The organism is Clavibacter davisi (assembly GCF_052751415.1).
The window spans coordinates 2,916,468-2,940,826 of sequence record NZ_CP199882.1 but is presented as its reverse complement, the minus strand read 5'-3'; the positions used below and the strand labels follow the sequence as shown (position 1 = coordinate 2,940,826).

The window sequence follows — 24,359 nt, the reverse complement described above, 5'->3', positions numbered from 1 at the left end:
GGAGAGAAGGAAAATTGCTCGACGTAACAACTTTCGATGAGCTGCGGATCGGCCTGGCCACGGCCGACGACATCCGCCGCTGGTCGCACGGTGAGGTCAAGAAGCCCGAGACCATCAACTACCGCACGCTGAAGCCCGAGAAGGACGGCCTCTTCGGAGAGCAGATCTTCGGACCCAGCCGCGACTGGGAGTGCTCCTGCGGCAAGTACAAGCGGGTGCGCTTCAAGGGCATCGTCTGCGAGCGCTGCGGCGTCGAGGTCACCAAGTCCGCGGTCCGCCGCGAGCGCATGGGCCACATCGAGCTCGCCGCGCCCGTCACGCACATCTGGTACTTCAAGGGCGTCCCGTCGCGCCTCGGCTACCTGCTCGACATGGCGCCGAAGGACCTCGAGAAGGTCATCTACTTCGCCGCCTACATGGTGATCAGCGTGGACGAGGATGCTCGCCACGAGGACATGCCCGGCCTCGAGAACGAGCTCCGGCTCGAGATCAAGACCCTGCAGGACCAGCGCGACAGCCAGATCGCGGAGCGCCTCGGGCGCCTCGAGACCGACCTGGCCGCGCTGGAGGCCGAGGGCGCCAAGAGCGACCAGAAGCGCCGCGCGAAGGACGGCGCCGAGAAGGAGATGGGTCAGACGCGCAAGGCGTTCGACGAGGACATCTCCCGCCTCGAGCGTGTCTGGGAGGAGTTCCGCAGCCTCAAGGTCGGCGAGCTCAAGCCCGAGGACGCCGTCTTCCACGAGCTGCAGGACCGCTTCGGCATCTACTTCGAGGCCCACATGGGCGCCGAGGCGATCCAGAAGCGCCTGGAGGCCTTCGACCTCGAGGCCGAGGGGGAGCTGCTCCGCGAGCAGATCGCCACCGGCAAGGGCCAGAAGAAGATCCGCGCCATCAAGCGCCTGCGCGTCGTCAGCTCCTTCCTCGCCACCGGCAACTCGCCGGCCGCGATGGTGCTGCAGGTCGTCCCGGTCATCCCGCCGGAGCTGCGCCCGATGGTGCAGCTCGACGGCGGCCGCTTCGCGACCAGCGACCTGAACGACCTGTACCGCCGCGTCATCAACCGCAACAACCGCCTCCGTCGTCTGCTGGATCTCGGCGCCCCCGAGATCATCGTGAACAACGAGAAGCGCATGCTGCAGGAGGCCGTCGACGCGCTGTTCGACAACGGCCGCCGCGGTCGTCCCGTCACGGGCACCGGCAACCGCGCGCTCAAGTCCCTCAGCGACATGCTGAAGGGCAAGCAGGGCCGGTTCCGCCAGAACCTGCTCGGCAAGCGCGTGGACTACTCGGGCCGATCGGTCATCATCGTCGGACCGCAGCTCAAGCTGCACCAGTGCGGTCTGCCCAAGCAGATGGCGCTCGAGCTGTTCAAGCCGTTCGTCATCAAGCGCCTGATCGACCTGAGCCACGCCCAGAACATCAAGGCCGCCAAGCGCATGGTCGAGCGCAGCCGCGGACAGGTGTGGGACGTGCTCGAGGAGATCATCCGCGAGCGCCCCGTGCTGCTCAACCGCGCGCCCACGCTCCACCGCCTGGGCATCCAGGCGTTCGAGCCCCAGCTCGTGGAGGGCAAGGCCATCCAGCTGCACCCGCTCGTCTGCGCCGCGTTCAACGCGGACTTCGACGGCGACCAGATGGCCGTCCACCTGCCCCTGTCGGTCGAGGCCCAGGCCGAGGCGCGCATCCTGATGCTCGCCTCGAACAACATCCTCAAGCCGTCGGACGGACGCCCGGTCACCCTGCCCACGCAGGACATGATCATCGGCCTGCACCACCTGACCACCCTCAAGGAGGGCGTCGCCGGTGAGGGTCGCGCGTTCAGCTCGGTGGCCGAGGCCATCCTGGCGAAGGACCAGCTCTCGCTGGACCTCAACGCCAAGGTGCGCATCCGCCTGCACGACCTCTACTTCGCCGAGGGCGAGACGCCCGAGGGCGTCGAGCTCGACGAGAAGGGCAAGACGGTCGGTCCCGTGCTGCTCGAGACCACCCTCGGTCGCGCGCTGTTCAACGAGACCCTGCCGGTCGACTACCCCTACATCGAGGCCGTCGCCGACAAGGGCAAGCTCTCCGAGATCGTCAACGACCTCGCGGAGCGCTACCCCAAGGTCGAGGTCGCCGCGGCGCTCGACCGGATCAAGGACGCGGGCTTCTACTGGGCCACGCGCTCCGGCGTCACGGTCGCGCTCTCCGACGTGCTGACCCCGCCCACCAAGGCGGCCATCCTGTCGGGCTACGAGAAGCAGGCCGCCAAGGTCCAGGGCCAGTTCGAGAAGGGCCTCACGACGAACGCCGAGCGTCGTCAGGAGCTCATCGAGATCTGGAACAAGGCCACGGCCGAGGTCGCGAAGGCGATGGAGGACAACCTCCCCGCCGACAACAACATCAACCGCATGGTGTCCTCCGGGGCACGAGGCAACTGGATGCAGGTCCGCCAGATCGCCGGCATGCGCGGCCTCGTGTCGAACCCGAAGGGCGAGATCATCCCCCGCCCGATCGTCCACTCGTACCGCGAGGGCCTGACGGTGGCGGAGTACTTCATCTCCACCCACGGCGCCCGCAAGGGACTGGCCGACACCGCGCTGCGCACCGCCGACTCCGGGTACCTCACCCGTCGTCTGGTGGACGTGTCGCAGGACGTCATCATCCGCGAGGACGACTGCGGCACCGGCCGTGGCCTCGACCTGCCGATCGCCACCCCGGCGGCGGACGGCACGTCGGTCCGCGACTCCAACGTGGAGAACTCCGTGTACGCCCGCTCGCTGGCCGCCGACGCGGTCAACGAGGCCGGCGAGGTCGTCGCCCCCGCGGGCAGCGACGTCGGCGACGTCATGATCGACCACCTGATCGCGGCCGGCGTGCACGAGATCAAGGTGCGCTCGGTCCTCACGTGCGAGTCCGCCGTCGGCGTGTGCGCGGCCTGCTACGGCCGCTCGCTCGCCACGGGCAAGCTCGTCGACATCGGCGAGGCCGTCGGCATCATCGCGGCCCAGTCGATCGGCGAGCCCGGCACGCAGCTCACGATGCGCACCTTCCACACCGGTGGTGTGGCATCGGCGGACGACATCACGCAGGGTCTGCCCCGCGTGCAGGAGCTCTTCGAGGCCCGCACCCCCAAGGGCGCGTCGCCGATCGCGGAGGCCGCCGGTCGCATCACGATCGAGGACACGGATCGCAGCCGCAAGGTGATCCTGACCCCGGACAACGGCGACGAGCCGCACATCTACCCGGTGCTCAAGCGCGCGACCCTCCTCGTCGAGGACGGCCAGCACGTCGAGCTCGGGCAGCAGCTGCACGTCGGCGCCATCGACCCGAAGGAGGTCCTCCGGGTCAAGGGCGTGCGCGAGGTGCAGAAGCACCTCGTGGGCGGTGTCCAGGGCGTCTACCGCTCGCAGGGCGTCCCGATCCACGACAAGCACATCGAGGTCATCGTGCGGCAGATGCTGCGCAAGGTCACGGTCGTCGAGCACGGCGACACCGACCTCCTCCCCGGTGAGCTGGTCGACCGGGCCCGCTACAACGAGGTCAACCGCGCCACGCTGACGGAGGGCAAGAAGACCGCCTCCGCCCGTCAGGAGGTCATGGGCATCACCAAGGCCTCGCTCGCGACCGAGTCGTGGCTGTCGGCCGCGTCCTTCCAGGAGACGACCCGCGTGCTCACGCAGGCCGCCATGGAGGGCAAGTCCGACCCGCTGATGGGCCTCAAGGAGAACGTCATCATCGGCAAGCTGATCCCGGCCGGCACGGGGCTCGCGAAGTACCGCGACGTCACCGTCACCGCGACGGAGGAGGCCAAGGCCGAGCGCTACCCGAACCGCATCTTCACGGATGAGTCGGTGTTCAACGAGTCCGACCTGAGCTTCGTCGACTTCGACAGCTTCAGCTCGGACGACTACACGCCCGGCACCTACAACTAGGACCGCCGGCGCGCGAGCGCACGATGAGAAGGGCCCCGCTCCGGCGGGGCCCTTCCTCGTCCCCGGCCCCTCTCCCGGCCGGCGATACAGTGGGGCGCGTACCGGCGGCCCCGCGCCGGGACCCGAGGAGGCGTCGTGCGGATGCTCGAGGACGTGGTCCTGGCCTGGCGCGCGCACGCCCTCCGCCACGCGACCGAGGCGGCCTCGTCGGCGACCGGGCCGTGCGGATCCTGCGCCGCGTGCGACGCGTCCGCGTTCGCCCAGCACGAGGCGATCCCCCGCGACGCCCCGCACTCCGCCATGCACCCGCTGCTGGCCGCCCTCGAGACGGCCCGCGCCGAGGCCGCCCAGGACGCACGCGAGCGCCTCTACCTCGACTCCCGCGGCCCCGTGTACCGCGACCATCCCTTCGGCATGCCCGCGTTCGTCGACTACGGCGAGCACCACGCGGAGATCCAGCAGGCGGTCGACGCCGCCCTCGCACGCGAGCTGGCGCCTCTCGCGCCCGTCATCCGCCAGGCCCTCGACCGCATCGTGAACCTGCGGCTCGAGGAGCTCGAGGGCGAGATCGGCCCTGTGGGGGAAGGCGACGGCACGGATCCCGAGCCGCTCTTCTGACGGGCGGGTGAGTCGCCGCGCCGGCCGGGCGTCATCCGCCGACATGGGAATACCGACGTGGCGTCGGCGTTGAGACCATGGCGGACGGCGCTCCCCGGCAGACCCGGGCATCCCGCCGCCGCTTCCGCATCCCGCACGCGCCGATCCCCCGCGGATCCGCCGAGAACGCAAGGACCCCCATGACCCTCCGCTCCCGCCTCCGTCCCGCACTCGCCCTCACGGGCCTCGTCGCCGTCGCCGCCCTCGGCCTCGCCGGCTGCGCCTCGGGCGACGCGGGCACGGGCGGCGGCACGGGCACCTCCGGCACGCCGGCAGCCGCCTCGAGCCTCTCCGACGTGAAGGCCGCGGGCGAGCTGGTCATCGGCACCGAGGGCACCTACTCGCCGTTCTCCTTCCACGAGGGATCCGGCTCCGGCGCGCTCTCCGGCTACGACGTCGAGGTCGCCACGGCGGTCGCGGGGAAGCTCGGCGTGAAGCCGGTCTTCGAGGAGACCCAGTTCGACGGGATCTTCGCCGGCCTCGAGTCCGGCCGCTGGGACGTCATCGCGAACCAGATCTCCATCACCGACGACCGGAAGAAGGCCTACGACTTCTCCGAGCCGTACACGGTGTCGCCGGGCGTGATCATCGTGAAGGGCTCGGACTCCGGCATCTCCTCGTTCACCGACCTCGCCGGCAAGACCACCGCGCAGTCGCTCACCAGCAACTGGAACGAGCTCGCCACGAAGAGCGGCGCCAAGGTGGAGGCCGTCGAGGGCTTCGCGCAGGCCGTCGCGCTCCTCCAGCAGGGCCGGGTCGACGCGACGATCAACGACCGCCTCACGCTCCTCGACTACCAGAAGCAGCAGGGCGCCTCCGACCTGCAGGTCGCCGCCGAGACCGACGACCCGTCGCTCAGCGCGCTCGTCTTCCGCAAGGGCAGCGACGACCTCGTCACCGCGGTCGACCAGGCCCTCGCCGACCTGCGCGCCGACGGCACGCTCGCGCAGATCTCCGAGAAGTACTTCGGCGCGGACGTCTCCCAGTAGCCGCCCGCGTACGCTGACGGTCGAGGACGGGACGAGGGGGACGCATGTCGAGGGAGTGGGAGCTGATCCTGTCGTCCTTCGGGCCGCTCACGCTCGAGACGATCCGCGGCACCATCCCGCTCGCGCTCGTCACGTTCGTCCTCGGGCTCGTGATCGCGCTGGGCATCGCGCTGATGCGCCTCTACGGCAACCGCGTGGTCTCCGCGATCGCCCGGTTCTACATCTCCGTCGTGCGGGGCACGCCGCTGCTGGTGCAGCTCTTCGTCATCTTCTACGGCCTCCCGGCCATCGGCGTCGTGCTGCCGCCGTGGCCGAGCGCGGTCATCGCCCTGTCGGTGAACGTCGGCGGGTACGCCGCCGAGATCATCCGGGCGTCGATCCTCTCCGTGCCCCGCGGGCAGTGGGAGGCGGGCCACACCATCGGCATGTCCCGGGCCATGACGCTGCGGCGCGTCATCGTGCCGCAGGCCGCGCGTGTGTCCGTGCCGCCGCTGTCGAACACCTTCATCAGCCTCGTGAAGGACACGTCCCTCACCTCGACCATCCTCGTGACCGAGCTCTTCCGGCAGTCGCAGCAGATCGCGGCCGTCACGGGCGAGTTCATGATCCTCTACCTCGAGGCCGCGCTGATCTACTGGCTCGTCTGCCTCGTGCTGTCGTTCGCGCAGACCCGCCTCGAGAGGAGGCTCGACCGGTATGTCGCCCACTGATCCCGCGCCCGTGGCGCCCCGTGCGCCCGGAGAGCCCGTCCTCACCGTCCGGGGGCTCCGCAAGTCGTTCGGCGACAACGAGGTCCTCCGCTCCATCGACCTCGAGGTGCGCCGCGGCGGCGTGACCGCGCTCATCGGCCCGAGCGGATCCGGCAAGACCACCGTCCTCCGCTCGCTCAACGGCCTCGAGGTGCCCGAGGCCGGCGTCGTCGAGGTGGCGGCCGCCGACGCCGACTCGCGCGCCGGCACCACGGGCCCGCTCCGCGTGGACTTCGGCGCGAAGCCGCGGAACCGCGAGCTCCTCGCCCTCCGCGACCGCTCCGCGATGGTCTTCCAGCAGTACAACCTGTTCCCGCACCGGACGGTGCTGGAGAACGTCATCGAGGGTCCTGTCCACGTGCAGCGCCGGCCCGTGGCCGAGGCGACGCGCGAGGCGGAGGAGCTGCTCGCGCGCGTCGGCCTCGCCGACAAACGCGACCAGCACCCGTTCCAGCTCTCCGGCGGCCAGCAGCAGCGCGTGGGCATCGTGCGCGCGCTCGCGCTGCGGCCGCAGATCCTGCTCTTCGACGAGCCGACGTCCGCGCTCGACCCGGAGCTCGTGGGCGAGGTGCTGAGCGTGATCAAGGAGCTCGCCGACGAGTCCTGGACGATGGTGATCGTGACGCACGAGCTCGCGTTCGCCCGGCAGGTCGCGGACGAGGTCGTCTTCATGGACGGCGGGGTCGTGGTCGAGCGCGGGCATCCGTCGCAGCTGCTCCAGCACCCGGCCGAGGAGCGCACGCGGCGCTTCCTCCAGCGCCTCCTCGAGCCGTTCTAGGCCCCCTGTCCGTTCTGGCCGATCCCCGGCACGCCGCCCGGGTGCGCGGCCCGCGCCGAGGTAGGTTCGTGCCATGACCGACGACAGGCCCGCCCCGCACCGACAGCCCGACGAGGCCGACCAGCCGCGGGACGCCCGCCCCGCCGACGAGTCGACGGCCGCCGCCTTCGACGACGGCCCCGCCGACCGCACGGTCGACGACGCCCGCGCCGACAACACCTCGACCTTCGACGAGACGGCCTTCGCCGCCCCGGTCGACGAGGACCACGAGTCCCGCGAGGCACGCGAGCGCGAGTCCCGCGAGGCGGAGGCCCGCATCGCCGAGGCCCGCGAGCGCGATGCCCGGGAGCGCGAGTCCCGCGAGGTCGAGGCGCGCGAGGCGGAGGCGCGCCAGCGCGACGTCGAGGAGCGGGAGCGCCGCGAGCGCGAGGCCCGCGAGGCCGACGCCCGCGAGCGCGACGAGCGCGACCGCCGGGCCCGCGACGAGGAGACGGCGCGCCAGTCGCAGCCCATCTACGTCCAGGCGCCGACCCCGCCGGAGAAGCGCGGCAACCGCGGCTTCGGCGTGCTCATCGCCGTCGTCGCCGGCATCCTCTTCGCCCTGCTCTTCTCGCTCGGCGCAGCGCTCCTCGGCTCGGTCCGCGACCCGAACGCGTTCGGCGACTCCTTCACGCGCTACATCTCGTCGCCCGTCTTCTACGTCCCGGCGATCGCGTTCCTCGTCCTGTTCGTCCTGTTGACGCTCCTCGTGAACCGCGGCGGCTGGTGGGCGTTCGTCCTCGGCGGCCTGCCGATGGCGATCCTCGTCTACGTCGCCTACGTCGCGACGCGCCTCCTGCAGAACGACGTGCTCGCCCTGGCGCCGTCCGAGCAGGCGCTCGTGCTGCAGCGCATCGTGACCTTCCCCGACGGGATCCTCGCGGGCCTGCTCGCGCGCGAGCTCATCACCTGGTTCGGCCTCGGCATCAGCGCCCGCGGTCGCCGCGTGAAGGCCAAGAACACCGAGGCGCGCGCCGAGTACGACCGCAAGCTGCAGGAGCAGCCGGACCACCGCTGACGCGTGACAGGCTGGGGGAGTGATCCCCCTCCTGGCCGCCGTGATGCACGTCGCGCTCGTCGTCTGCCTCTTCGGCTTCGTCGCCCTGTTCGGAGGCGACGACGTGATCCCCGAGCGGGATGCCGGCGTGCTGCTCGGCCCGGTCATGGTGGTCTCGGCCACCCTCGTCTTCGCCGGCGGGCTGATCCGCACGACGCGGGAGGCCGACCGCGAGCGCCGGATCCCGGCGGCCGGGGTGCTCGGCTGGGCTGCGGCGTCGTGGCTGGCCTACGGGATCCTCGGCGGCGCGCTCTACCTCCTCGGCGGGGCCGACGCGTTCGCGAGCCTCGCGTTCGCCGGGCGGCATCTGGTGGATCCGTTCGGGATCGCCGTGCTCGGGGTATCCGCGCTCCTCGGCCTCGGGGCCGTGGCCTTGGCCGCTCGGGGCCCCTCGTCCACCGTTTGACCGGCGAGTCGCGGAACTGTATCGTTGCGGGGGTGTGCGCTCAGGCGTGCGCTCGTGTCGTGCCGTGAAGTCGGGGCGCCCGAGCCGGCCATACGCGCACCGTCCAGGGTTCGGTCATTCGGCCGGCCCCCACGGCATACCCGCCGGCGCCTCCCACTCCCGTGGTCGGCGGACGCGCGGGTCCAGTTGAACTCGATCCCGTCCGCGGGCGTCGAATGCTGACCATCAACCCGCTGTCACCGTGCAGCATCGAGGAGTCCCGTAGTGCCAACCATCCAGCAGCTGGTCCGCAAGGGCCGCACGCCCAAGGTCGTCAAGACCAAGGCGCCCGCCCTGAAGGCCAACCCGCAGCAGCGCGGCGTCTGCACCCGCGTGTACACGACCACGCCGAAGAAGCCGAACTCGGCTCTCCGCAAGGTCGCCCGCGTCAAGCTCAGCAACGGCCAGGAGGTGACGGCCTACATCCCCGGTGAGGGCCACAACCTGCAGGAGCACTCCATGGTGCTCGTCCGCGGCGGTCGCGTGAAGGACCTCCCCGGCGTGCGCTACAAGATCGTCCGCGGCGCGCTCGACACCCAGGCCGTGAAGAACCGCAAGCAGGCTCGCAGCCGGTACGGCGCGAAGATGGAGAAGAAGTAATGCCTCGCAAGGGTCCCGCCCCCAAGCGCCCTGTCGTCGCAGATCCCGTCTACGGTGCGCCGATCGTCAGCCAGCTCGTCAACAAGATCCTGCTCGACGGCAAGAAGGGCCTCGCCGAGAAGATCGTGTACGACGCCCTCGCCGGCGTCGCCGCCAAGAACGGCCAGGACGCCGTCGTCACGCTGAAGAAGGCGCTCGACAACGTCCGTCCGGCCCTCGAGGTGCGTTCGCGCCGCGTGGGTGGCTCCACCTACCAGGTGCCGATCGAGGTCAAGCCGCACCGCGCGAACACCCTCGCGCTCCGCTGGCTCACGACGTACGCCAAGTCGCGTCGCGAGAAGACCATGACCGAGCGTCTCACCAACGAGATCCTCGACGCATCCAACGGCCTCGGTGCCGCGGTCAAGCGCCGCGAGGACACCCACAAGATGGCCGAGTCGAACAAGGCCTTCGCGCACTACCGCTGGTAGTCGTTCACCTCGTTCGACAGCACCACCAACCCCTTTCGGAGGAACCTGTGGCACAGGACGTGCTCACCGACCTGAACAAGGTCCGCAACATCGGCATCATGGCTCACATCGATGCCGGCAAGACCACCACCACCGAGCGCATCCTGTTCTACACGGGCATCACTCACAAGATCGGCGAGGTCCACGACGGCGCCGCCACGATGGACTGGATGGCCCAGGAGCAGGAGCGCGGCATCACGATCACGTCCGCCGCGACGACGTGCTTCTGGAACAAGAACCAGATCAACATCATCGACACCCCCGGGCACGTCGACTTCACCGTCGAGGTGGAGCGTTCGCTCCGCGTCCTCGACGGCGCGGTCGCCGTGTTCGACGGCAAGGAGGGCGTCGAGCCCCAGTCCGAGACGGTGTGGCGCCAGGCCGACAAGTACGACGTGCCGCGCATCTGCTTCGTCAACAAGATGGACAAGCTCGGTGCGGACTTCTACTTCACGGTCGACACCATCGTGAACCGCCTCGGCGCCAAGCCGCTGGTCATCCAGCTGCCCATCGGCGCCGAGAGCGGCTTCGAGGGCGTCATCGACCTGGTCGAGATGCGCGCGCTCACGTGGCGCGGCGACTCCAAGGGAGACGTCGAGCTCGGTGCGAAGTACGAGATCGAGGAGATCCCCGCGGACCTGAAGGACAAGGCGGACGAGTACCGGGCCAAGCTGCTCGAGACCGTCGCCGAGACCGACGACGCGCTGCTCGAGAAGTACTTCGGCGGCGAGGAGCTGACGGTGGCGGAGATCAAGGCCGCCATCCGCAAGCTCACCGTCAACAGCGAGATCTACCCCGTGCTGTGCGGCTCCGCGTTCAAGAACCGCGGCGTCCAGCCGATGCTCGACGCGGTGATCGACTACCTCCCCAGCCCGCTCGACGTGCCCCCCATGGAGGGCCACGACGTGCGCGACGAGGAGAAGATCATCATCCGCAAGCCCGACGCGACCGAGCCGTTCTCGGCTCTCGCGTTCAAGGTCGCGGTGCACCCGTTCTTCGGCCGCCTCACGTACGTCCGGGTCTACTCGGGCACCATCGCGGGCGGCTCGCAGGTCATCAACTCGACCAAGGGCAAGAAGGAGCGCATCGGCAAGATCTTCCAGATGCACTCCAACAAGGAGAACCCGGTCGACTCGGTCACCGCCGGTCACATCTACGCGGTCATCGGCCTCAAGGACACGACCACGGGCGACACGCTCTGCGACCCGAGCGAGCAGATCGTGCTCGAGTCCATGACGTTCCCCGAGCCCGTCATCGAGGTCGCGATCGAGCCGAAGACGAAGGCCGACCAGGAGAAGCTGGGTGTCGCCATCCAGAAGCTCGCCGAGGAGGACCCGACCTTCCGCACCGAGCAGAACCAGGAGACCGGTCAGACGGTCATCAAGGGCATGGGCGAGCTCCACCTCGACATCCTGGTCGACCGCATGAAGCGCGAGTTCAACGTCGAGGCGAACGTGGGCAAGCCGCAGGTCGCGTACCGCGAGACCATCCGCGGCACGGTCGACAAGCACGACTTCACCCACAAGAAGCAGACGGGTGGATCGGGCCAGTTCGCCAAGATCCAGATCAAGATCGAGCCCATGGAGGTGACCGCGGAGAAGACCTACGAGTTCGACAACAAGGTCACCGGCGGTCGCGTCCCGCGGGAGTACATCCCCTCGGTCGACGCGGGCATCCAGGACGCGCTCCAGGTCGGCGTCCTCGCCGGCTACCCGATGGTCGGCGTGAAGGCGACGCTGCTCGACGGCGCCGCGCACGACGTCGACTCCTCGGAGATGGCGTTCAAGATCGCCGGCTCGATGGCCTTCAAGGAGGCCGCGCGCAAGGCGAAGCCCGTGCTGCTCGAGCCGCTCATGGCCGTCGAGGTCCGCACGCCCGAGGAGTACATGGGCGACGTCATCGGCGACCTGAACTCGCGGCGCGGGCAGATCCAGGCGATGGAGGACGCCAGCGGTGTGAAGGTCATCACCGCGAACGTCCCCCTGTCGGAGATGTTCGGCTACGTCGGCGACCTGAGGAGCAAGACCTCGGGCCGCGCGGTGTACTCGATGAGCTTCGGCAGCTACGCCGAGGTCCCGAAGGCTGTCGCCGACGAGATCGTCCAGAAGAACAAGGGCGAGTAGCCCTCCAGTTCGAGCGGCATCCGCCGTTTCAGTACCATAAGCAAGATCTCCAACACGCAGGGCGTCCGGGAACACCGGACGCCCCGCAACCGAGTCCTGAGGAGGACCCACAGTGGGTAAGGCCAAGTTCGAGCGGACCAAGCCGCACGTCAACATCGGAACGATCGGTCACGTCGACCACGGCAAGACGACGCTGACGGCAGCGATCTCCAAGGTCCTGGCGGACAAGTACCCGTCGGCGACCAACGTGCAGCGCGACTTCGCGTCCATCGACTCCGCTCCCGAGGAGCGCCAGCGTGGCATCACGATCAACATCTCGCACGTCGAGTACGAGACGCCCAAGCGTCACTACGCTCACGTCGACGCCCCGGGTCACGCTGACTACATCAAGAACATGATCACGGGCGCGGCGCAGATGGACGGCGCGATCCTCGTGGTCGCCGCCACCGACGGCCCCATGGCCCAGACGCGCGAGCACGTGCTGCTCGCGAAGCAGGTCGGCGTGCCGTACCTGCTCGTCGCGCTCAACAAGTCCGACATGGTCGACGACGAGGAGATCCTCGAGCTCGTCGAGCTCGAGGTCCGCGAGCTGCTCTCCAGCCAGGACTTCGACGGCGACAACGCCCCCGTCGTCCAGGTCTCCGGCCTCAAGGCGCTCGAGGGCGACGAGAAGTGGGTCGAGCAGATCGTCAAGCTCATGGACGCGGTCGACGAGTCCATCCCGGAGCCCGTCCGCGACAAGGACAAGCCGTTCCTCATGCCCGTCGAGGACGTCTTCACGATCACCGGTCGTGGAACCGTCGTCACGGGTCGCGCCGAGCGCGGCACGCTGGCCATCAACTCGGACGTCGAGATCGTGGGCATCCGTCCCACCGTCAAGACCACCGTCACGGGCATCGAGATGTTCCACAAGCAGCTCGACGAGGCCTGGGCCGGCGAGAACTGCGGTCTCCTGCTCCGCGGCACCAAGCGCGAGGACGTCGAGCGCGGCCAGGTCATCGTCAAGCCGGGTTCGGTCACGCCGCACACCGACTTCGAGGGCACCGCGTACATCCTCTCCAAGGAGGAGGGCGGGCGTCACAACCCGTTCTACGCGAACTACCGCCCGCAGTTCTACTTCCGCACCACCGACGTCACCGGCGTCATCACGCTGCCCGAGGGCACCGAGATGGTCATGCCCGGCGACACCACCGACATGAACGTCGCGCTGATCCAGCCGATCGCCATGGAGGAGGGCCTCGGCTTCGCCATCCGCGAGGGTGGCCGCACCGTCGGCGCCGGCACGGTCACGAAGATCATCAAGTAGCACCCCGCACCACCAGCACCACCTCCGACAGGGTCGGGCCGTCATGGCCCGGCCCTGTCGGCCGTTAACCGGCGACGGAGATCACGGGCTCCTGCGGATGGGGGCGCCTGATCGATCGTGGGCTAACGAACGGTGTCCCGGCGCGTAGGTTCGAGGGATGGTCAGACTCCGGCGCAGCGACGCCACCGGCAAGGGCTACACGCGCAAGCGCTCCGGCACGGGCTGGACCTACCTCGACTCCGACGGGAACCGCGTCACCGACCGGGCGCTGCGGGCGCGCATGGAGCACCTCGGCATCCCGCCCGCGTGGACCGACGTGTGGATCGCGCCGTACGAGAACGGGCACGTGCAGGCCACGGGAATGGACAGCGCGGGCCGACGGCAGTACATCTACCACCCGACCTGGCGCGAGCAGAAGGACCGGATCAAGTTCGACCGCGCCCTGCAGCTCGCCGAGTCGCTCCCGGCCGCGCGCCGCCAGGTCACGATGCACCTCCGTCAGGACGGCTTCACGCGCGAGCGCGCGCTGGCCGCCGGCTTCCGGATGCTCGACACGGGCAGCCTCCGGGTGGGCAGCGAGCGCTACACGGAGTCGAACGGCAGCCACGGGCTGTCCACGCTCCTCTGCTCGCACGTGACGATCCACGGTGACACCGTCCACCTCGAGTTCCCCGCGAAGAGCGGGCAGGAGTGGTCGAGCGACATCCGGGACGCCGACCTCGTGAAGGCCATCCGGGGCCTCAAGCGCCGCGGCCCGAACGCGCGGCTGCTGGCCTACGAGGACGGCCGCACGTGGCACCCGCTGGGGGCCGCGGACATCAACGACTACGTGCGCGAGCGGACGGGCGGCGAGTTCACCGCGAAGGACTTCCGCACCCTGCACGGCACGGTCGCCGCGGCGATCAGCCTCGCGAAGCACGGGCCGGAGCCGACCAAGGGCAAGCGGCAGCGGGCGCTCGCGCAGGCCTACCGCGACGCGGCGGAGGTGCTGAGCAACACCCCGACCATCGCGAAGAACAGCTACGTGGACCCGCGTCTCGTCGACGAGTACGTGCACGGCCGGACCATCGATCCGCAGCGCACCGCGTCGGGCGAGACGGAGCTCCGGGTGCTGCTGTTCCGGTGACCCGACGGCGGTCGGGAGCCGGCTGGGCGGAGGCGGCGTGAGGCCCGGAATCACGGGGGAGCGGGCGCGACACGCCCGGGTTGCACGCATGGCCGGACTGTGACAAACTCGTCTAGTTCAACATTCCGGTGCACGCCGCCCTGCGCGCGAGACACCGGATCACTGCCAGGCAGTGCATAGCCGCCCGGAGCGCACGTCGCTCCCTGGGCAGGTTAGGCCGCGGGCAGCAGAGCAGAGGCACACGACACCCACCGGATGAGCACCGCTCGTCCGCGCCCGCATGCGGGCGGGTGCACGAGCTGCCCGAGGCCGCGTCCCACGATGCGCGCCCGGGTGCACCACGGATCGGCGCGCCACGAGGCGCACCGCTCCGAGCGAGGGACACACGCGTCCAATACGGTCCGAGGCCGCATGACGCACGAAAGAGAGAGAGTCACGCATGGCGGGACAGAAGATCCGCATCCGACTTAAGTCGTACGACCACTCGGTCATCGACTCCTCGGCCCGGAAGATCGTCGACACGGTGACCCGCGCGGGCGCCACGGTCGTCGGCCCGGTGCCGCTGCCCACGGAGAAGAACGTGATCTGCGTGATCCGTTCCCCCCACAAGTACAAGGACAGCCGCGAGCACTTCGAGATGCGCACGCACAAGCGTCTGATCGACATCGTCGACCCGACGCCGAAGGCGGTCGACTCGCTCATGCGACTCGACCTCCCGGCCGACGTCAACATCGAGATCAAGCTCTAAGGGAACCCATGTCTACCGCTAACAGGACTTTCACCGGTCTGCTCGGCACGAAGCTGGGCATGACGCAGGTGTGGGACGAGAACAACAAGCTCATCCCCGTGACCGTCGTCCAGATCACCCCGAACGTCGTCACCCAGGTGCGCACGCCCGAGGTCGACGGCTACGGCGCGATCCAGATCGCCTACGGCCAGATCGACCCGCGCAAGGCCGACAAGCCGAGCACCGGCCACTTCGACAAGGCCGGCGTCACGCCGCGCCGCCACCTCACCGAGGTCCGCACCGCCGACTTCGCCGAGTACACGCTCGGCCAGGAGATCACGGTCGGCGCCTTCGAGGTCGGCGCCAAGGTCGACGTCGTCGGCACCAGCAAGGGCAAGGGCTTCGCCGGCGTCATGAAGCGCCACAACTTCCGGGGCGACAACGCCTCGCACGGTGCGCACCGCAACCACCGCAAGGCCGGCTCCATCGGCGCCTCCTCGACCCCCAGCCGTGTCTTCAAGGGCATGCGCATGGCCGGTCGCATGGGCGGCGAGCGCGTCACCGTGCTGAACCTCGTCGTCCACAGCGTGGACGCCGAGAAGGGCCTCCTGCTCGTCAAGGGCGCAGTGCCCGGCGCGCGTGGCCGCATCGTCTTCGTCCGCAACGCAGTGAAGGGGAAGTAGTCATGGCTACCGACACCCAGCTCGACGTCCTCGACGCGACCGGTGCAGTCACCGGCTCCGTCGACCTGCCCGCGTCGATCTTCGACGTGCAGACCAACGTCCCGCTCATCCACCAGGTCGTCGTCGCCCAGCTCGCCGCGGCGCGCCAGGGAACGCACAAGACCAAGGGCCGCGGCGAGGTCTCCGGCGCCGGCCGCAAGCCGTTCAAGCAGAAGGGCACCGGCCGCGCTCGTCAGGGCTCCATCCGCGCGCCCCAGATGACCGGCGGTGGCATCGTCCACGGCCCGACGCCCCGCAGCTACGCGCAGCGCACCCCCAAGAAGATGATCGCCGCGGCTCTCCTCGGCGCCCTCTCCGACCGCGCGCGCGGCGCCCGCCTCCACGTCATCGAGAGCCTCTCCGCCGGAGACGTCCCCTCGACGAAGACCGTGGTCGCGCTGCTCGAGGGCATCGCCACGAGCAAGCACGTGCTCATCGTCCTGGAGCGCACCGACGAGGTCAGCCTCCGCAGCGTGCGCAACATCCCGACGGTCCACGTGCTGTCCTACGACCAGCTCAACGCGTACGACGTGCTCGTGAGCGACGACATCGTCTTCACGAAGGGCGCGTTCGACGCGTTCGTCGAGTCGAAGACGGCCAAGGAAGAGGTTGCCGCATGAGCGCCACCCAGAAGGACCCCCGCGACATCATCATCGCGCCGGTCGTCTCCGAGAAGAGCTACGGCCTGATCGACCAGGGCAAGTACACGTTCATCGTGGACCCCCGCTCGAACAAGACGGAGATCAAGCTCGCGATCGAGAAGATCTTCGGCGTGCAGGTGGCGTCGGTCAACACGCTCAACAAGCAGGGCAAGACCCGCCGGACCAAGTTCGGGATGGGCAAGCGCAAGGACACCAAGCGCGCCATCGTCTCCCTCAAGTCGGGCTCCATCGACATCTTCACGACCGTCGGCTGAGACCGGGACTAGGAAAACACCAATGGCCATTCGCAAGTACAAGCCCACGACCCCGGGTCGTCGCGGTTCGTCCGTCGCCGACTTCGTGGAGATCACGCGCTCGACGCCCGAGAAGTCGCTGCTGCGCCCCCTCTCCAAGACCGGTGGACGCAACAACCAGGGCCGCATCACCACGCGTCACATCGGTGGCGGCCACAAGCGCCAGTACCGGGTCATCGACTTCAAGCGCAACGACAAGGACGGCGTCCTCGCCACCGTCGCGCACATCGAGTACGACCCCAACCGCACGGCGCGCATCGCGCTCCTGCACTTCATCGACGGCACGAAGCGCTACATCCTCGCGCCGAACAAGCTGCAGCAGGGCGACAAGATCGAGTCCGGCGCCCTGGCCGACATCAAGCCGGGCAACAACCTGCCGCTGCGCAACATCCCGACGGGTACCGTCATCCACGCCATCGAGCTCCGCCCCGGTGGCGGCGCGAAGATGGCCCGCTCCGCCGGCGCCTCCGTGCGCCTGGTGGCGAAGGACGGCCCCTACGCCCAGCTGCGCCTGCCCTCCGGCGAGATCCGGAACGTCGATGCGCGCTGCCGCGCGACCATCGGCGAGGTCGGCAACGCCGAGCAGTCGAACATCAACTGGGGCAAGGCCGGCCGCATGCGCTGGAAGGGCGTCCGCCCGACAGTCCGCGGTGTCGCCATGAACCCGGTCGACCACCCGCACGGTGGTGGTGAGGGCAAGACCTCCGGTGGACGCCACCCGGTCAGCCCGTGGGGCCAGAAGGAAGGCCGCACGCGCCACATCAACAAGCCCAGCGACAAGCTCATCGTTCGCCGCCGCAACGCCGGCAAGAAGCGCAAGTAGGAGTTGTAGAAGATGCCACGCAGTCTGAAGAAGGGCCCCTTCGTCGACGACCACCTGCTCCGCAAGGTGATCTCGGCGAACGAGGCCAGCAGCAAGAACGTGATCAAGACCTGGTCGCGCCGATCGATGATCATCCCGGCGATGCTGGGTCACACCATCGCGGTGCACGACGGTCGCAAGCACACCCCGGTGTTCATCACCGAGTCGATGGTGGGCCACAAGCTCGGCGAGTTCGCTCTCACGCGCACCTTCCGCGGCCACGTGAAGGACGACAAGAAGGGTCGTCGTCGCTAACGCGGCGACGAGAAGGAGGAGAGAAATGGTGGAGTCGATCGCACGCGTGCGTCACATCCGCGTCACCCCCCAGAAGGCCCGTCGTGTCGTGGACATGATCCGCGGGAAGCAGGCCGAGGAGGCCCTGGCCATCCTGAAGTTCGCGCCCCAGGGCGCGAGCGAGCCGGTGTACAAGCTGGTGGCCTCGGCCATGGCGAACGCGCGGGTCAAGGCCGACGCGTCCAACAGCTTCCTGGCCGAGCAGGACCTCTACATCGCCAAGGCGTTCGTGGACGAGGGCACCACCCTCAAGCGGTTCCAGCCGCGCGCACAGGGTCGCGCATTCCGTATCAACAAGCGCACCAGCCACATCACGGTCGTCCTCGCGACGCCGGATGAGGCGGACGTGGCGACGACCACGAAGAAGGCGAGCAAGTAATGGGACAGAAGGTCAACCCGTACGGGTTCCGTCTCGGGATCACCACCGACCACGTGTCGCGCTGGTTCTCGGACAGCACGAAGAAGGGGCAGCGTTACAGCGACTACGTCGCCGAGGACGTGCGCATCCGCACCATGCTCAAGACGAGCCTCGACCGCGCCGGTGTGGCGCGCATCGAGATCGAGCGCACCCGTGACCGCGTCCGCGTGGACATCTACACGGCGCGCCCGGGCATCGTCATCGGACGCCGCGGCGTCGAGGCCGAGCGCATCCGCGCCGACCTCGAGAAGCTCACGGGCAAGCAGATCCAGCTCAACATCCTCGAGGTGAAGAACCCCGAGGCCGAGGCTCAGCTGGTCGCCCAGGGCATCGCCGAGCAGCTGGCGGGTCGCGTGGCCTTCCGCCGCGCGATGCGCAAGGGCCTGCAGGGCGCGCAGCGCGCCGGCGCCAAGGGCGTCCGCATCCAGGTGTCCGGCCGTCTCGGCGGCGCCGAGATGAGCCGGTCGGAGTTCTACCGCGAGGGCCGCGTGCCGCTGCACACCCTCCGCGCGAACATCGACTACGGCTTCTACGAGGCCCGCACCTCCTTCGGCCGCATCGGCGTGAAGGTCTGGGTCTACAAGGGCGACATCACGAACAAGGATCTCGCTCGCGAGCAGGCGAACCAGAAGTCGTCCCGCCCCGAGCGCCGTAACGACCGTTCCGACGGTCGGACCGGGGACCGCCGCACCAACGCGCCGCGCACCGCGCCGGCCGCCGAGGCAGCGCCGGTCGCCGCAGCAGGAGTTGAGGCGTAACCATGTTGATCCCCCGCAAGCTCAAGCACCGCAAGCAGCACCACCCGGGTCGAACCGGTCACGCGACGGGCGGCACCGTGGTGTCGTTCGGCGAGTACGGCATCCAGGCCCTCACGCCCGCCTACGTCACGAACCGGCAGATCGAGTCCGCTCGAATCGCCATGACGCGTCACGTCAAGCGCGGCGGCAAGGTGTACATCAACATCTTCCCCGACCGCCCGATCACCAAGAAGCCCGCCGAGACCCGCATGGGTTCCGGCAAGGGCTCGGTCGAATGGTGGGTCGCGAACGTCAAGCCGGGCCGCGTGCTCTTCGAGCTCTCCGGAGTCGACGAGGTCACGGCGCGCGAGGCGCTCACCCGGGCCATCCACAAGCTGCCCCTCAAGGCACGCATCATCAAGCGCGAGGAAGGCGACGCATAATGGCGATCGGTTCCAAGGAGCTCGCCCCCGTCGAGCTGGACACTTTCGAGGACGAGCGACTCGTCGAAGAGCTGAAGAAGGCCAAGGAGGAGCTGTTCAACCTGCGCTTCCAGTCGGCCACCGGTCAGCTCGACAGCCACGGCCGCCTGCGCGCCGTCAAGCGCGACATCGCTCGGATCTACACGGTCATCCGCGAGCGCGAGCTGGGCATCCGTCCCACGCCCGCCCCCGTCGAGGTCCCCGAGAAGCCCGAGAAGAAGAAGGCGACGAAGAAGGCCGCGAAGGCCGACGACGCCGCCGTCACCGAGAAGGCTGAGGAGGCTTGATCATGGCGAACGCCGAAGAGAAGAACACGGCTGACACCGCGACGGTCGACCGCGGCTACCGCAAGTCGCGTCGTGGCTACGTCACCAGCGACAAGATGGACAAGACCATCGTCGTCGAGGTCGAGGACCGCGTGAAGCACCCGCTGTACGGCAAGGTCATCCGCCGCACCTCCAAGGTCAAGGCGCACGACGAGGCGAACACCGCCGGCATCGGCGACCTGGTCCTGATCAACGAGACCCGTCCCCTCAGCGCCTCCAAGCGCTGGCGCCTGGTCGAGATCCTCGAGAAGGCCAAGTAGCCCCGGCTGCTTGGATGAAGGAGCAACAGTGATTCAGCAGGAATCCCGCCTGAAGATCGCCGACAACACCGGTGCCAAGGAGATCTTGACCATCCGCGTGCTCGGTGGCTCGGGTCGTCGCTACGCCGGACTCGGGGACGTCATCGTCGCGACCGTCAAGGACGCGATCCCCGGCGGCAACGTCAAGAAGGGCGAGGTCGTCAAGGCGGTCATCGTCCGCACCAAGAAGGAGACGCGCCGTCCCGACGGCTCGTACATCAAGTTCGACGAGAACGCGGCCGTCATCCTGAACAGCAACGGGGAGCCCCGCGGCACCCGCATCTTCGGACCGGTGGGCCGCGAGCTCCGGGACAAGAAGTTCATGAAGATCATCTCGCTGGCACCGGAGGTCATTTAGTCATGGCGAACATCAAGAAGGGTGACCTCGTGCAGGTCATCACGGGTCGCACGCAGGCCAAGGGCGGCGACCGGGGCAAGCAGGGCAAGGTCCTGTCCGTCCTGGTCGAGCGCAACCGCGTCGTCGTCGAGGGCGTGAACTTCGTCACGAAGCACGTCCGCGTCGGCCAGACGCAGCGCGGCTCCAAGACGGGCGGCATCGAGACCGTCGAGGCGCCCATCCACATCTCCAACGTCGCGCTCGTCGACCCCGAGTCCAAGAAGCCCACGCGAGTCGGCTTCCGGACCGAGACGGTCGAGAAGGACGGGGTCTCCAAGACCGTCCGCGTGCGCTACGCCAAGAAGTCAGGTAAGGACCTCTAGCAATGACCGACACCGCCACCGCTGGCACGGCCGAGAGCACGCCGCTCCCGCGCCTCAAGCAGAAGTACCGCTCCGAGATCGTCAGCCAGCTGACCGCTGATCTCGGCTTCACGAACGTGCACCAGGTGCCCGGGCTCACGAAGATCGTCGTGAACATGGGCGTCGGCGACGCGGCCCGTGACGGCAAGATCATCGACGGCGCGGTCGCCGACCTCACCAAGATCACCGGCCAGAAGCCGCAGGTCACGAAGGCCCGCAAGTCGATCGCCCAGTTCAAGCTGCGTGAGGGCCAGGCCATCGGCACCCACGTGACGCTGCGCGGCGACCGCATGTGGGAGTTCCTCGACCGCCTGCTGTCCCTCGCCCTGCCGCGCATCCGCGACTTCCGCGGGCTCAGCCCGAAGCAGTTCGACGGCAACGGCAACTACACGTTCGGCCTCAACGAGCAGAGCATGTTCCACGAGATCGACCAGGACCGCATCGACCGGGTCCGCGGCATGGACATCACGGTCGTCACGACCGCTCGGACGGACGACGAGGGACGCGCGCTGCTCAAGGCGCTCGGCTTCCCGTTCCAGACGCCCGAGAACACGCCGTAGCCTCTTCGGAGACGCAGCACCAGCTCCACCCGCACGACCAGCACCACCGCACGATCGGCGCCGGGCACCTCCGCCCGGCGCCGCCACCACCACAGGTCGTCATCCGTGTCCGGATGAACGAAACCAGGCGAGAGAGGCACCACCAGATATGACAATGACCGACCCGGTCGCTGACATGCTGACCCGACTCCGGAACGCGAACTCCGCGCACCACGACACGGTCTCCATGCCGCACTCCAAGCTCAAGTCGCACATCGCCGACATCCTCAAGTCCGAGGGCTTCATCGCCGGCTGGGACGTCGCGGACGCCCGCGTCGGCCAGACGCTGACGCTCAGCCTCAAGTTCGGCCCCGACCGCCAGCGCTCCATCCGGGGCATCAAGCGCGTGTCGAAGCCCGGACTGCGCGTGTACGCGAAGTCCGCGGAGATCCCCCAGGTCCTCGGTGGCCTCGGGGTCGCCATCCTGTCCACCTCCTCGGGGCTCCTCACGGACCGCCAGGCTGCGAAGAAGGGCGTGGGTGGGGAAGTCCTCGCCTACGTGTGGTAACGCCATGTCACGTATCGGAAGACTCCCCATCGACGTCCCCGCAGGGGTCGACGTCGCCGTGGACGGCCAGCTCGTCACGGTGAAGGGCCCGAAGGGCGAGCTCAGCCTCACCATCGCGCAGCCCATCCGCGCCGAGGTCCAGGACGGGCAGGTGCTCGTCTCCCGTCCGGACGACGAGCGCGAGTCGCGTTCGCTCCACGGCCTCACGCGCAGCCTCATCGCGAACAACATCATCGGCGTCACCACCGGCTACACCAAGGGCCTCGAGATCGTCGGCACGGGTTACCGCGTCGCGGTCAAGGACAAGGGCGTCGAGTTCGCGCTCGGCTTCTCCCACCCCGTGTACGTCGAGGCGCCCGAGGGCATCAGCTTCACCGTCGAGGGCGTCAACAAGATGACCGTCATCGGCATCGACAAGCAGCTCGTCGGCGAGACGGCCGCCAACATCCGCAAGATTCGCAAGCCCGAGCCCTACAAGGGCAAGGGCGTCCGCTACGCCGGCGAGAACGTTCGCCGCAAGGCCGGAAAGAGTGGTAAGTGATCATGGCTCTCGGAGTTAGAGGAAAAAGCAAGTCCGCCGCCCGCGGCCGCAGGCACGCACGCCTGCGCAAGAAGGTCGAGGGCACCGAGCTGCGTCCGCGCCTGGTCGTCACCCGTTCGGCCCGCCACGTCTTCGTGCAGGTCGTCGATGACAGCCGTGGTCACACCGTCGCGTCCGCATCGACCCTCGAGGCCGACATGCGCACGTTCGACGGCGACAAGACCGCCAAGTCGCGCAAGGTCGGCGAGCTCGTCGCCGAGCGCGCCAAGGCGGCCGGCGTGGAGAGCGTCGTATTCGATCGTGGTGGCAACCGCTACGCAGGACGCGTCGCGGCCATCGCCGAAGGAGCTCGAGAGGGTGGTCTGAGCCTGTGAGCGCAGCCGAGAACAACAACAAGGAGCCCGAGGTCGTGGCAGTGGCGGAGACGCCCGTCGAGACCGCGGCGTCCACCGCACCCGCGCAGAACGAGGGCCGCGAGGGCCGTCGTGGCGGACGCGACCGGAACCAGGGCGGCCGCGACAGCCGCGGTGGCCGTGATGCCGACAAGAGCCAGTTCCTGGAGCGCGTCGTCACCATCAACCGCGTGTCCAAGGTCGTCAAGGGCGGTCGTCGCTTCAGCTTCACCGCGCTCGTGATCGTCGGAGACGGCAACGGACTGGTGGGCGTCGGCTACGGCAAGGCCCGCGAGGTCCCGACCGCCATCTCCAAGGGCGTCGAGGAGGCGAAGAAGAACTTCTTCCGCGTCCCCCGCATCGGCCTGACCATCCCGCACGCCGTGCAGGGTGAGGCCTCCGCCGGAGTCGTCCTCCTGCGTCCCGCGTCCGCGGGTACCGGCGTCATCGCCGGTGGCCCCGTCCGTGCGGTGCTCGAGTGCGCCGGCATCCACGACGTGCTGAGCAAGTCGCTCGGCTCGTCCAACACGATCAACATCGTGCACGCCACGGTGGAGGCGCTGCAGCAGCTCGAGGAGCCGCGCGCGGTCGCCGCCCGTCGTGGGCTCGAGCTGGAGCAGGTCGTCCCGGCCCGCATCCTGCGCGCCCAGCGTGCCGAGGCCGACGCGAAGGCAGGTGTCTGATGGCTCAGCTCCGAGTGACGCAGATCAAGTCCAAGATCAGCGAGAAGCAGAACCAGCGCGACACCCTGCGGAGCCTCGGGCTCCGTCGCATCGGTGCCGTGGTGGTCCGAGAGGACAACGCCCAGAACCGCGGCTACGTCAACACCGTCGCGCACCTGGTGAAGGTGGAGGAGATCGACTGATGGCTGAGAAGAACGAGTCGGCCGAGACGCCCGTGAAGGCGTCCAAGGCCGCACCCAAGAAGACCGCGAAGGCCCCGGCCGCCGCCGCTTCCGCCGAGACGACCACGGTCGGCTCGACGGAGACGGTCAAGCGCGACCAGGTCCTCAAGGTCCACCACCTCCGTCCCGCTGCCGGGGCCAAGAAGGCACGCCAGCGTGTCGGCCGCGGTGAGGGCTCGAAGGGCAAGACCGCGGGTCGCGGCACCAAGGGCACGAAGGCCCGCTACACGGTGCGCGTCGGCTTCGAGGGTGGGCAGATGCCGCTGCACATGCGCACCCCGAAGCTCCGCGGGTTCAAGAACCCGTTCCGCGTCGAGTACCAGGTCGTGAACCTGGAGAAGCTCGCCGCGCTCTACCCCGACGGCGGCGACGTCACCACGAGCGACCTGGTCGCCAAGGGTGCGGTCCGCAAGAACGAGAAGGTCAAGGTCCTCGGGGACGGCGACATCTCGGTTAAGCTGACCGTTGCCGTCGACAAGGTCTCCGGTTCCGCTGCGGAGAAGATCGTCGCAGCAGGCGGCTCCGTCAAGTAGCACTGCAGG

The 24,359-nt window shown here is 68.8% G+C and carries 32 protein-coding genes; all 32 read left to right on the top strand.

What is annotated here, in order from left to right; translation table 11 throughout:
- Positions 1-14: 14 nt before the first annotated feature.
- Positions 15-3,914 (top strand): DNA-directed RNA polymerase subunit beta', encoded by a 3,900-nt coding sequence (locus ACU4ZT_RS13930; protein WP_063070779.1) that lies wholly within the window; start codon positions 15-17, stop codon positions 3,912-3,914.
- Positions 3,915-4,055: 141 nt separating this feature from the next.
- Complete coding sequence (locus tag ACU4ZT_RS13925; protein WP_254654464.1) at positions 4,056-4,532, top strand: hypothetical protein; 477 nt, start codon at positions 4,056-4,058, stop codon at positions 4,530-4,532.
- A 179-nt stretch (positions 4,533-4,711) separates the two neighbouring features.
- A complete protein-coding gene (locus ACU4ZT_RS13920) occupies positions 4,712-5,560 on the top strand; it encodes an amino acid ABC transporter substrate-binding protein (protein WP_063070781.1) in 849 nt (282 codons plus the stop codon).
- Positions 5,561-5,604: 44 nt separating this feature from the next.
- Positions 5,605-6,270, top strand: coding sequence for an amino acid ABC transporter permease (locus ACU4ZT_RS13915; RefSeq protein WP_414763991.1), 666 nt, complete (start codon positions 5,605-5,607; stop codon positions 6,268-6,270).
- Positions 6,257-7,087 carry an amino acid ABC transporter ATP-binding protein gene (locus ACU4ZT_RS13910; protein ID WP_063070783.1) on the top strand — a complete coding sequence of 277 codons (831 nt, stop codon included), beginning with the start codon at positions 6,257-6,259 and terminating at the stop codon, positions 7,085-7,087. Before ACU4ZT_RS13915 ends, ACU4ZT_RS13910 begins: the two co-directional genes overlap by 14 nt.
- Positions 7,088-7,160: 73 nt before the next feature.
- The gene (locus ACU4ZT_RS13905; RefSeq protein ID WP_063070784.1) at positions 7,161-8,144 is read left to right on the top strand and encodes a hypothetical protein; all 984 of its coding nucleotides are present in this window, start codon (positions 7,161-7,163) and stop codon (positions 8,142-8,144) included.
- A gap of 19 nt (positions 8,145-8,163) precedes the next feature.
- Positions 8,164-8,589, top strand: coding sequence for a DUF6121 family protein (locus tag ACU4ZT_RS13900; RefSeq protein ID WP_270981773.1), 426 nt, complete (start codon positions 8,164-8,166; stop codon positions 8,587-8,589).
- Positions 8,590-8,853: 264 nt separating this feature from the next.
- Complete coding sequence (gene rpsL / locus ACU4ZT_RS13895; protein ID WP_012039312.1) at positions 8,854-9,228, top strand: 30S ribosomal protein S12; 375 nt, start codon at positions 8,854-8,856, stop codon at positions 9,226-9,228.
- Complete coding sequence (gene rpsG / locus ACU4ZT_RS13890; protein WP_012039311.1) at positions 9,228-9,698, top strand: 30S ribosomal protein S7; 471 nt, start codon at positions 9,228-9,230, stop codon at positions 9,696-9,698. The genes rpsL and rpsG overlap by 1 nt, the downstream gene beginning before the upstream one ends.
- Positions 9,699-9,745: 47 nt before the next feature.
- A complete protein-coding gene (fusA, locus tag ACU4ZT_RS13885; protein WP_063070785.1) occupies positions 9,746-11,860 on the top strand; it encodes an elongation factor G in 2,115 nt (704 codons plus the stop codon).
- 112 nt (positions 11,861-11,972) lie between these two features.
- The gene (gene tuf, locus ACU4ZT_RS13880; protein WP_063070786.1) at positions 11,973-13,166 is read left to right on the top strand and encodes an elongation factor Tu; all 1,194 of its coding nucleotides are present in this window, start codon (positions 11,973-11,975) and stop codon (positions 13,164-13,166) included.
- Positions 13,167-13,323: 157 nt separating this feature from the next.
- On the top strand, positions 13,324-14,292 hold the full coding sequence (locus ACU4ZT_RS13875) for a DNA topoisomerase IB (protein ID WP_063070787.1): 969 nt from the start codon (positions 13,324-13,326) through the stop codon (positions 14,290-14,292).
- A gap of 439 nt (positions 14,293-14,731) precedes the next feature.
- Positions 14,732-15,040 (top strand): 30S ribosomal protein S10, encoded by a 309-nt coding sequence (rpsJ, locus tag ACU4ZT_RS13870; protein WP_012039307.1) that lies wholly within the window; start codon positions 14,732-14,734, stop codon positions 15,038-15,040.
- Between the two features lie 8 nt (positions 15,041-15,048).
- Positions 15,049-15,702, top strand: coding sequence for a 50S ribosomal protein L3 (gene rplC, locus ACU4ZT_RS13865; RefSeq protein WP_063070788.1), 654 nt, complete (start codon positions 15,049-15,051; stop codon positions 15,700-15,702).
- Between the two features lie 2 nt (positions 15,703-15,704).
- Positions 15,705-16,361 (top strand): 50S ribosomal protein L4, encoded by a 657-nt coding sequence (rplD, locus tag ACU4ZT_RS13860; protein ID WP_063070789.1) that lies wholly within the window; start codon positions 15,705-15,707, stop codon positions 16,359-16,361.
- The gene (rplW, locus tag ACU4ZT_RS13855; RefSeq protein ID WP_012039304.1) at positions 16,358-16,657 is read left to right on the top strand and encodes a 50S ribosomal protein L23; all 300 of its coding nucleotides are present in this window, start codon (positions 16,358-16,360) and stop codon (positions 16,655-16,657) included. Before rplD ends, rplW begins: the two co-directional genes overlap by 4 nt.
- 22 nt (positions 16,658-16,679) lie before the next feature.
- A complete protein-coding gene (gene rplB, locus ACU4ZT_RS13850) occupies positions 16,680-17,519 on the top strand; it encodes a 50S ribosomal protein L2 (RefSeq protein ID WP_063070790.1) in 840 nt (279 codons plus the stop codon).
- Between the two features lie 12 nt (positions 17,520-17,531).
- Positions 17,532-17,813, top strand: coding sequence for a 30S ribosomal protein S19 (gene rpsS, locus ACU4ZT_RS13845; protein WP_063070791.1), 282 nt, complete (start codon positions 17,532-17,534; stop codon positions 17,811-17,813).
- Between the two features lie 25 nt (positions 17,814-17,838).
- Positions 17,839-18,231 carry a 50S ribosomal protein L22 gene (gene rplV, locus ACU4ZT_RS13840; RefSeq protein ID WP_063070792.1) on the top strand — a complete coding sequence of 131 codons (393 nt, stop codon included), beginning with the start codon at positions 17,839-17,841 and terminating at the stop codon, positions 18,229-18,231.
- Complete coding sequence (gene rpsC / locus ACU4ZT_RS13835; protein ID WP_012039300.1) at positions 18,231-19,028, top strand: 30S ribosomal protein S3; 798 nt, start codon at positions 18,231-18,233, stop codon at positions 19,026-19,028. Before rplV ends, rpsC begins: the two co-directional genes overlap by 1 nt.
- A 2-nt stretch (positions 19,029-19,030) precedes the next feature.
- The gene (gene rplP / locus ACU4ZT_RS13830) at positions 19,031-19,450 is read left to right on the top strand and encodes a 50S ribosomal protein L16 (protein WP_063070793.1); all 420 of its coding nucleotides are present in this window, start codon (positions 19,031-19,033) and stop codon (positions 19,448-19,450) included.
- Positions 19,450-19,776, top strand: a complete 327-nt coding sequence (gene rpmC / locus ACU4ZT_RS13825; protein WP_063070794.1) for a 50S ribosomal protein L29 — start codon at positions 19,450-19,452, stop codon at positions 19,774-19,776. Before rplP ends, rpmC begins: the two co-directional genes overlap by 1 nt.
- A gap of 2 nt (positions 19,777-19,778) precedes the next feature.
- On the top strand, positions 19,779-20,075 hold the full coding sequence (gene rpsQ / locus ACU4ZT_RS13820) for a 30S ribosomal protein S17 (protein ID WP_063070795.1): 297 nt from the start codon (positions 19,779-19,781) through the stop codon (positions 20,073-20,075).
- A gap of 28 nt (positions 20,076-20,103) precedes the next feature.
- Positions 20,104-20,472, top strand: a complete 369-nt coding sequence (gene rplN, locus ACU4ZT_RS13815) for a 50S ribosomal protein L14 (RefSeq protein ID WP_012039296.1) — start codon at positions 20,104-20,106, stop codon at positions 20,470-20,472.
- 2 nt (positions 20,473-20,474) lie between these two features.
- Complete coding sequence (gene rplX / locus ACU4ZT_RS13810; RefSeq protein WP_063070796.1) at positions 20,475-20,834, top strand: 50S ribosomal protein L24; 360 nt, start codon at positions 20,475-20,477, stop codon at positions 20,832-20,834.
- 2 nt (positions 20,835-20,836) lie between these two features.
- On the top strand, positions 20,837-21,433 hold the full coding sequence (gene rplE / locus ACU4ZT_RS13805; RefSeq protein ID WP_063070797.1) for a 50S ribosomal protein L5: 597 nt from the start codon (positions 20,837-20,839) through the stop codon (positions 21,431-21,433).
- 148 nt (positions 21,434-21,581) lie between these two features.
- Positions 21,582-21,980 (top strand): 30S ribosomal protein S8, encoded by a 399-nt coding sequence (gene rpsH, locus ACU4ZT_RS13800; RefSeq protein ID WP_063070798.1) that lies wholly within the window; start codon positions 21,582-21,584, stop codon positions 21,978-21,980.
- A 4-nt stretch (positions 21,981-21,984) separates the two neighbouring features.
- A complete protein-coding gene (gene rplF / locus ACU4ZT_RS13795; protein WP_445337374.1) occupies positions 21,985-22,521 on the top strand; it encodes a 50S ribosomal protein L6 in 537 nt (178 codons plus the stop codon).
- A 2-nt stretch (positions 22,522-22,523) separates the two neighbouring features.
- Positions 22,524-22,895 (top strand): 50S ribosomal protein L18, encoded by a 372-nt coding sequence (gene rplR, locus ACU4ZT_RS13790; protein ID WP_012039291.1) that lies wholly within the window; start codon positions 22,524-22,526, stop codon positions 22,893-22,895.
- Positions 22,896-22,930: 35 nt separating this feature from the next.
- On the top strand, positions 22,931-23,596 hold the full coding sequence (gene rpsE / locus ACU4ZT_RS13785) for a 30S ribosomal protein S5 (RefSeq protein WP_063070807.1): 666 nt from the start codon (positions 22,931-22,933) through the stop codon (positions 23,594-23,596).
- A complete protein-coding gene (gene rpmD / locus ACU4ZT_RS13780; RefSeq protein ID WP_012039289.1) occupies positions 23,596-23,778 on the top strand; it encodes a 50S ribosomal protein L30 in 183 nt (60 codons plus the stop codon). Before rpsE ends, rpmD begins: the two co-directional genes overlap by 1 nt.
- Positions 23,778-24,350 carry a 50S ribosomal protein L15 gene (rplO, locus tag ACU4ZT_RS13775; RefSeq protein ID WP_063070800.1) on the top strand — a complete coding sequence of 191 codons (573 nt, stop codon included), beginning with the start codon at positions 23,778-23,780 and terminating at the stop codon, positions 24,348-24,350. Before rpmD ends, rplO begins: the two co-directional genes overlap by 1 nt.
- Positions 24,351-24,359: the final 9 nt, after the last annotated feature.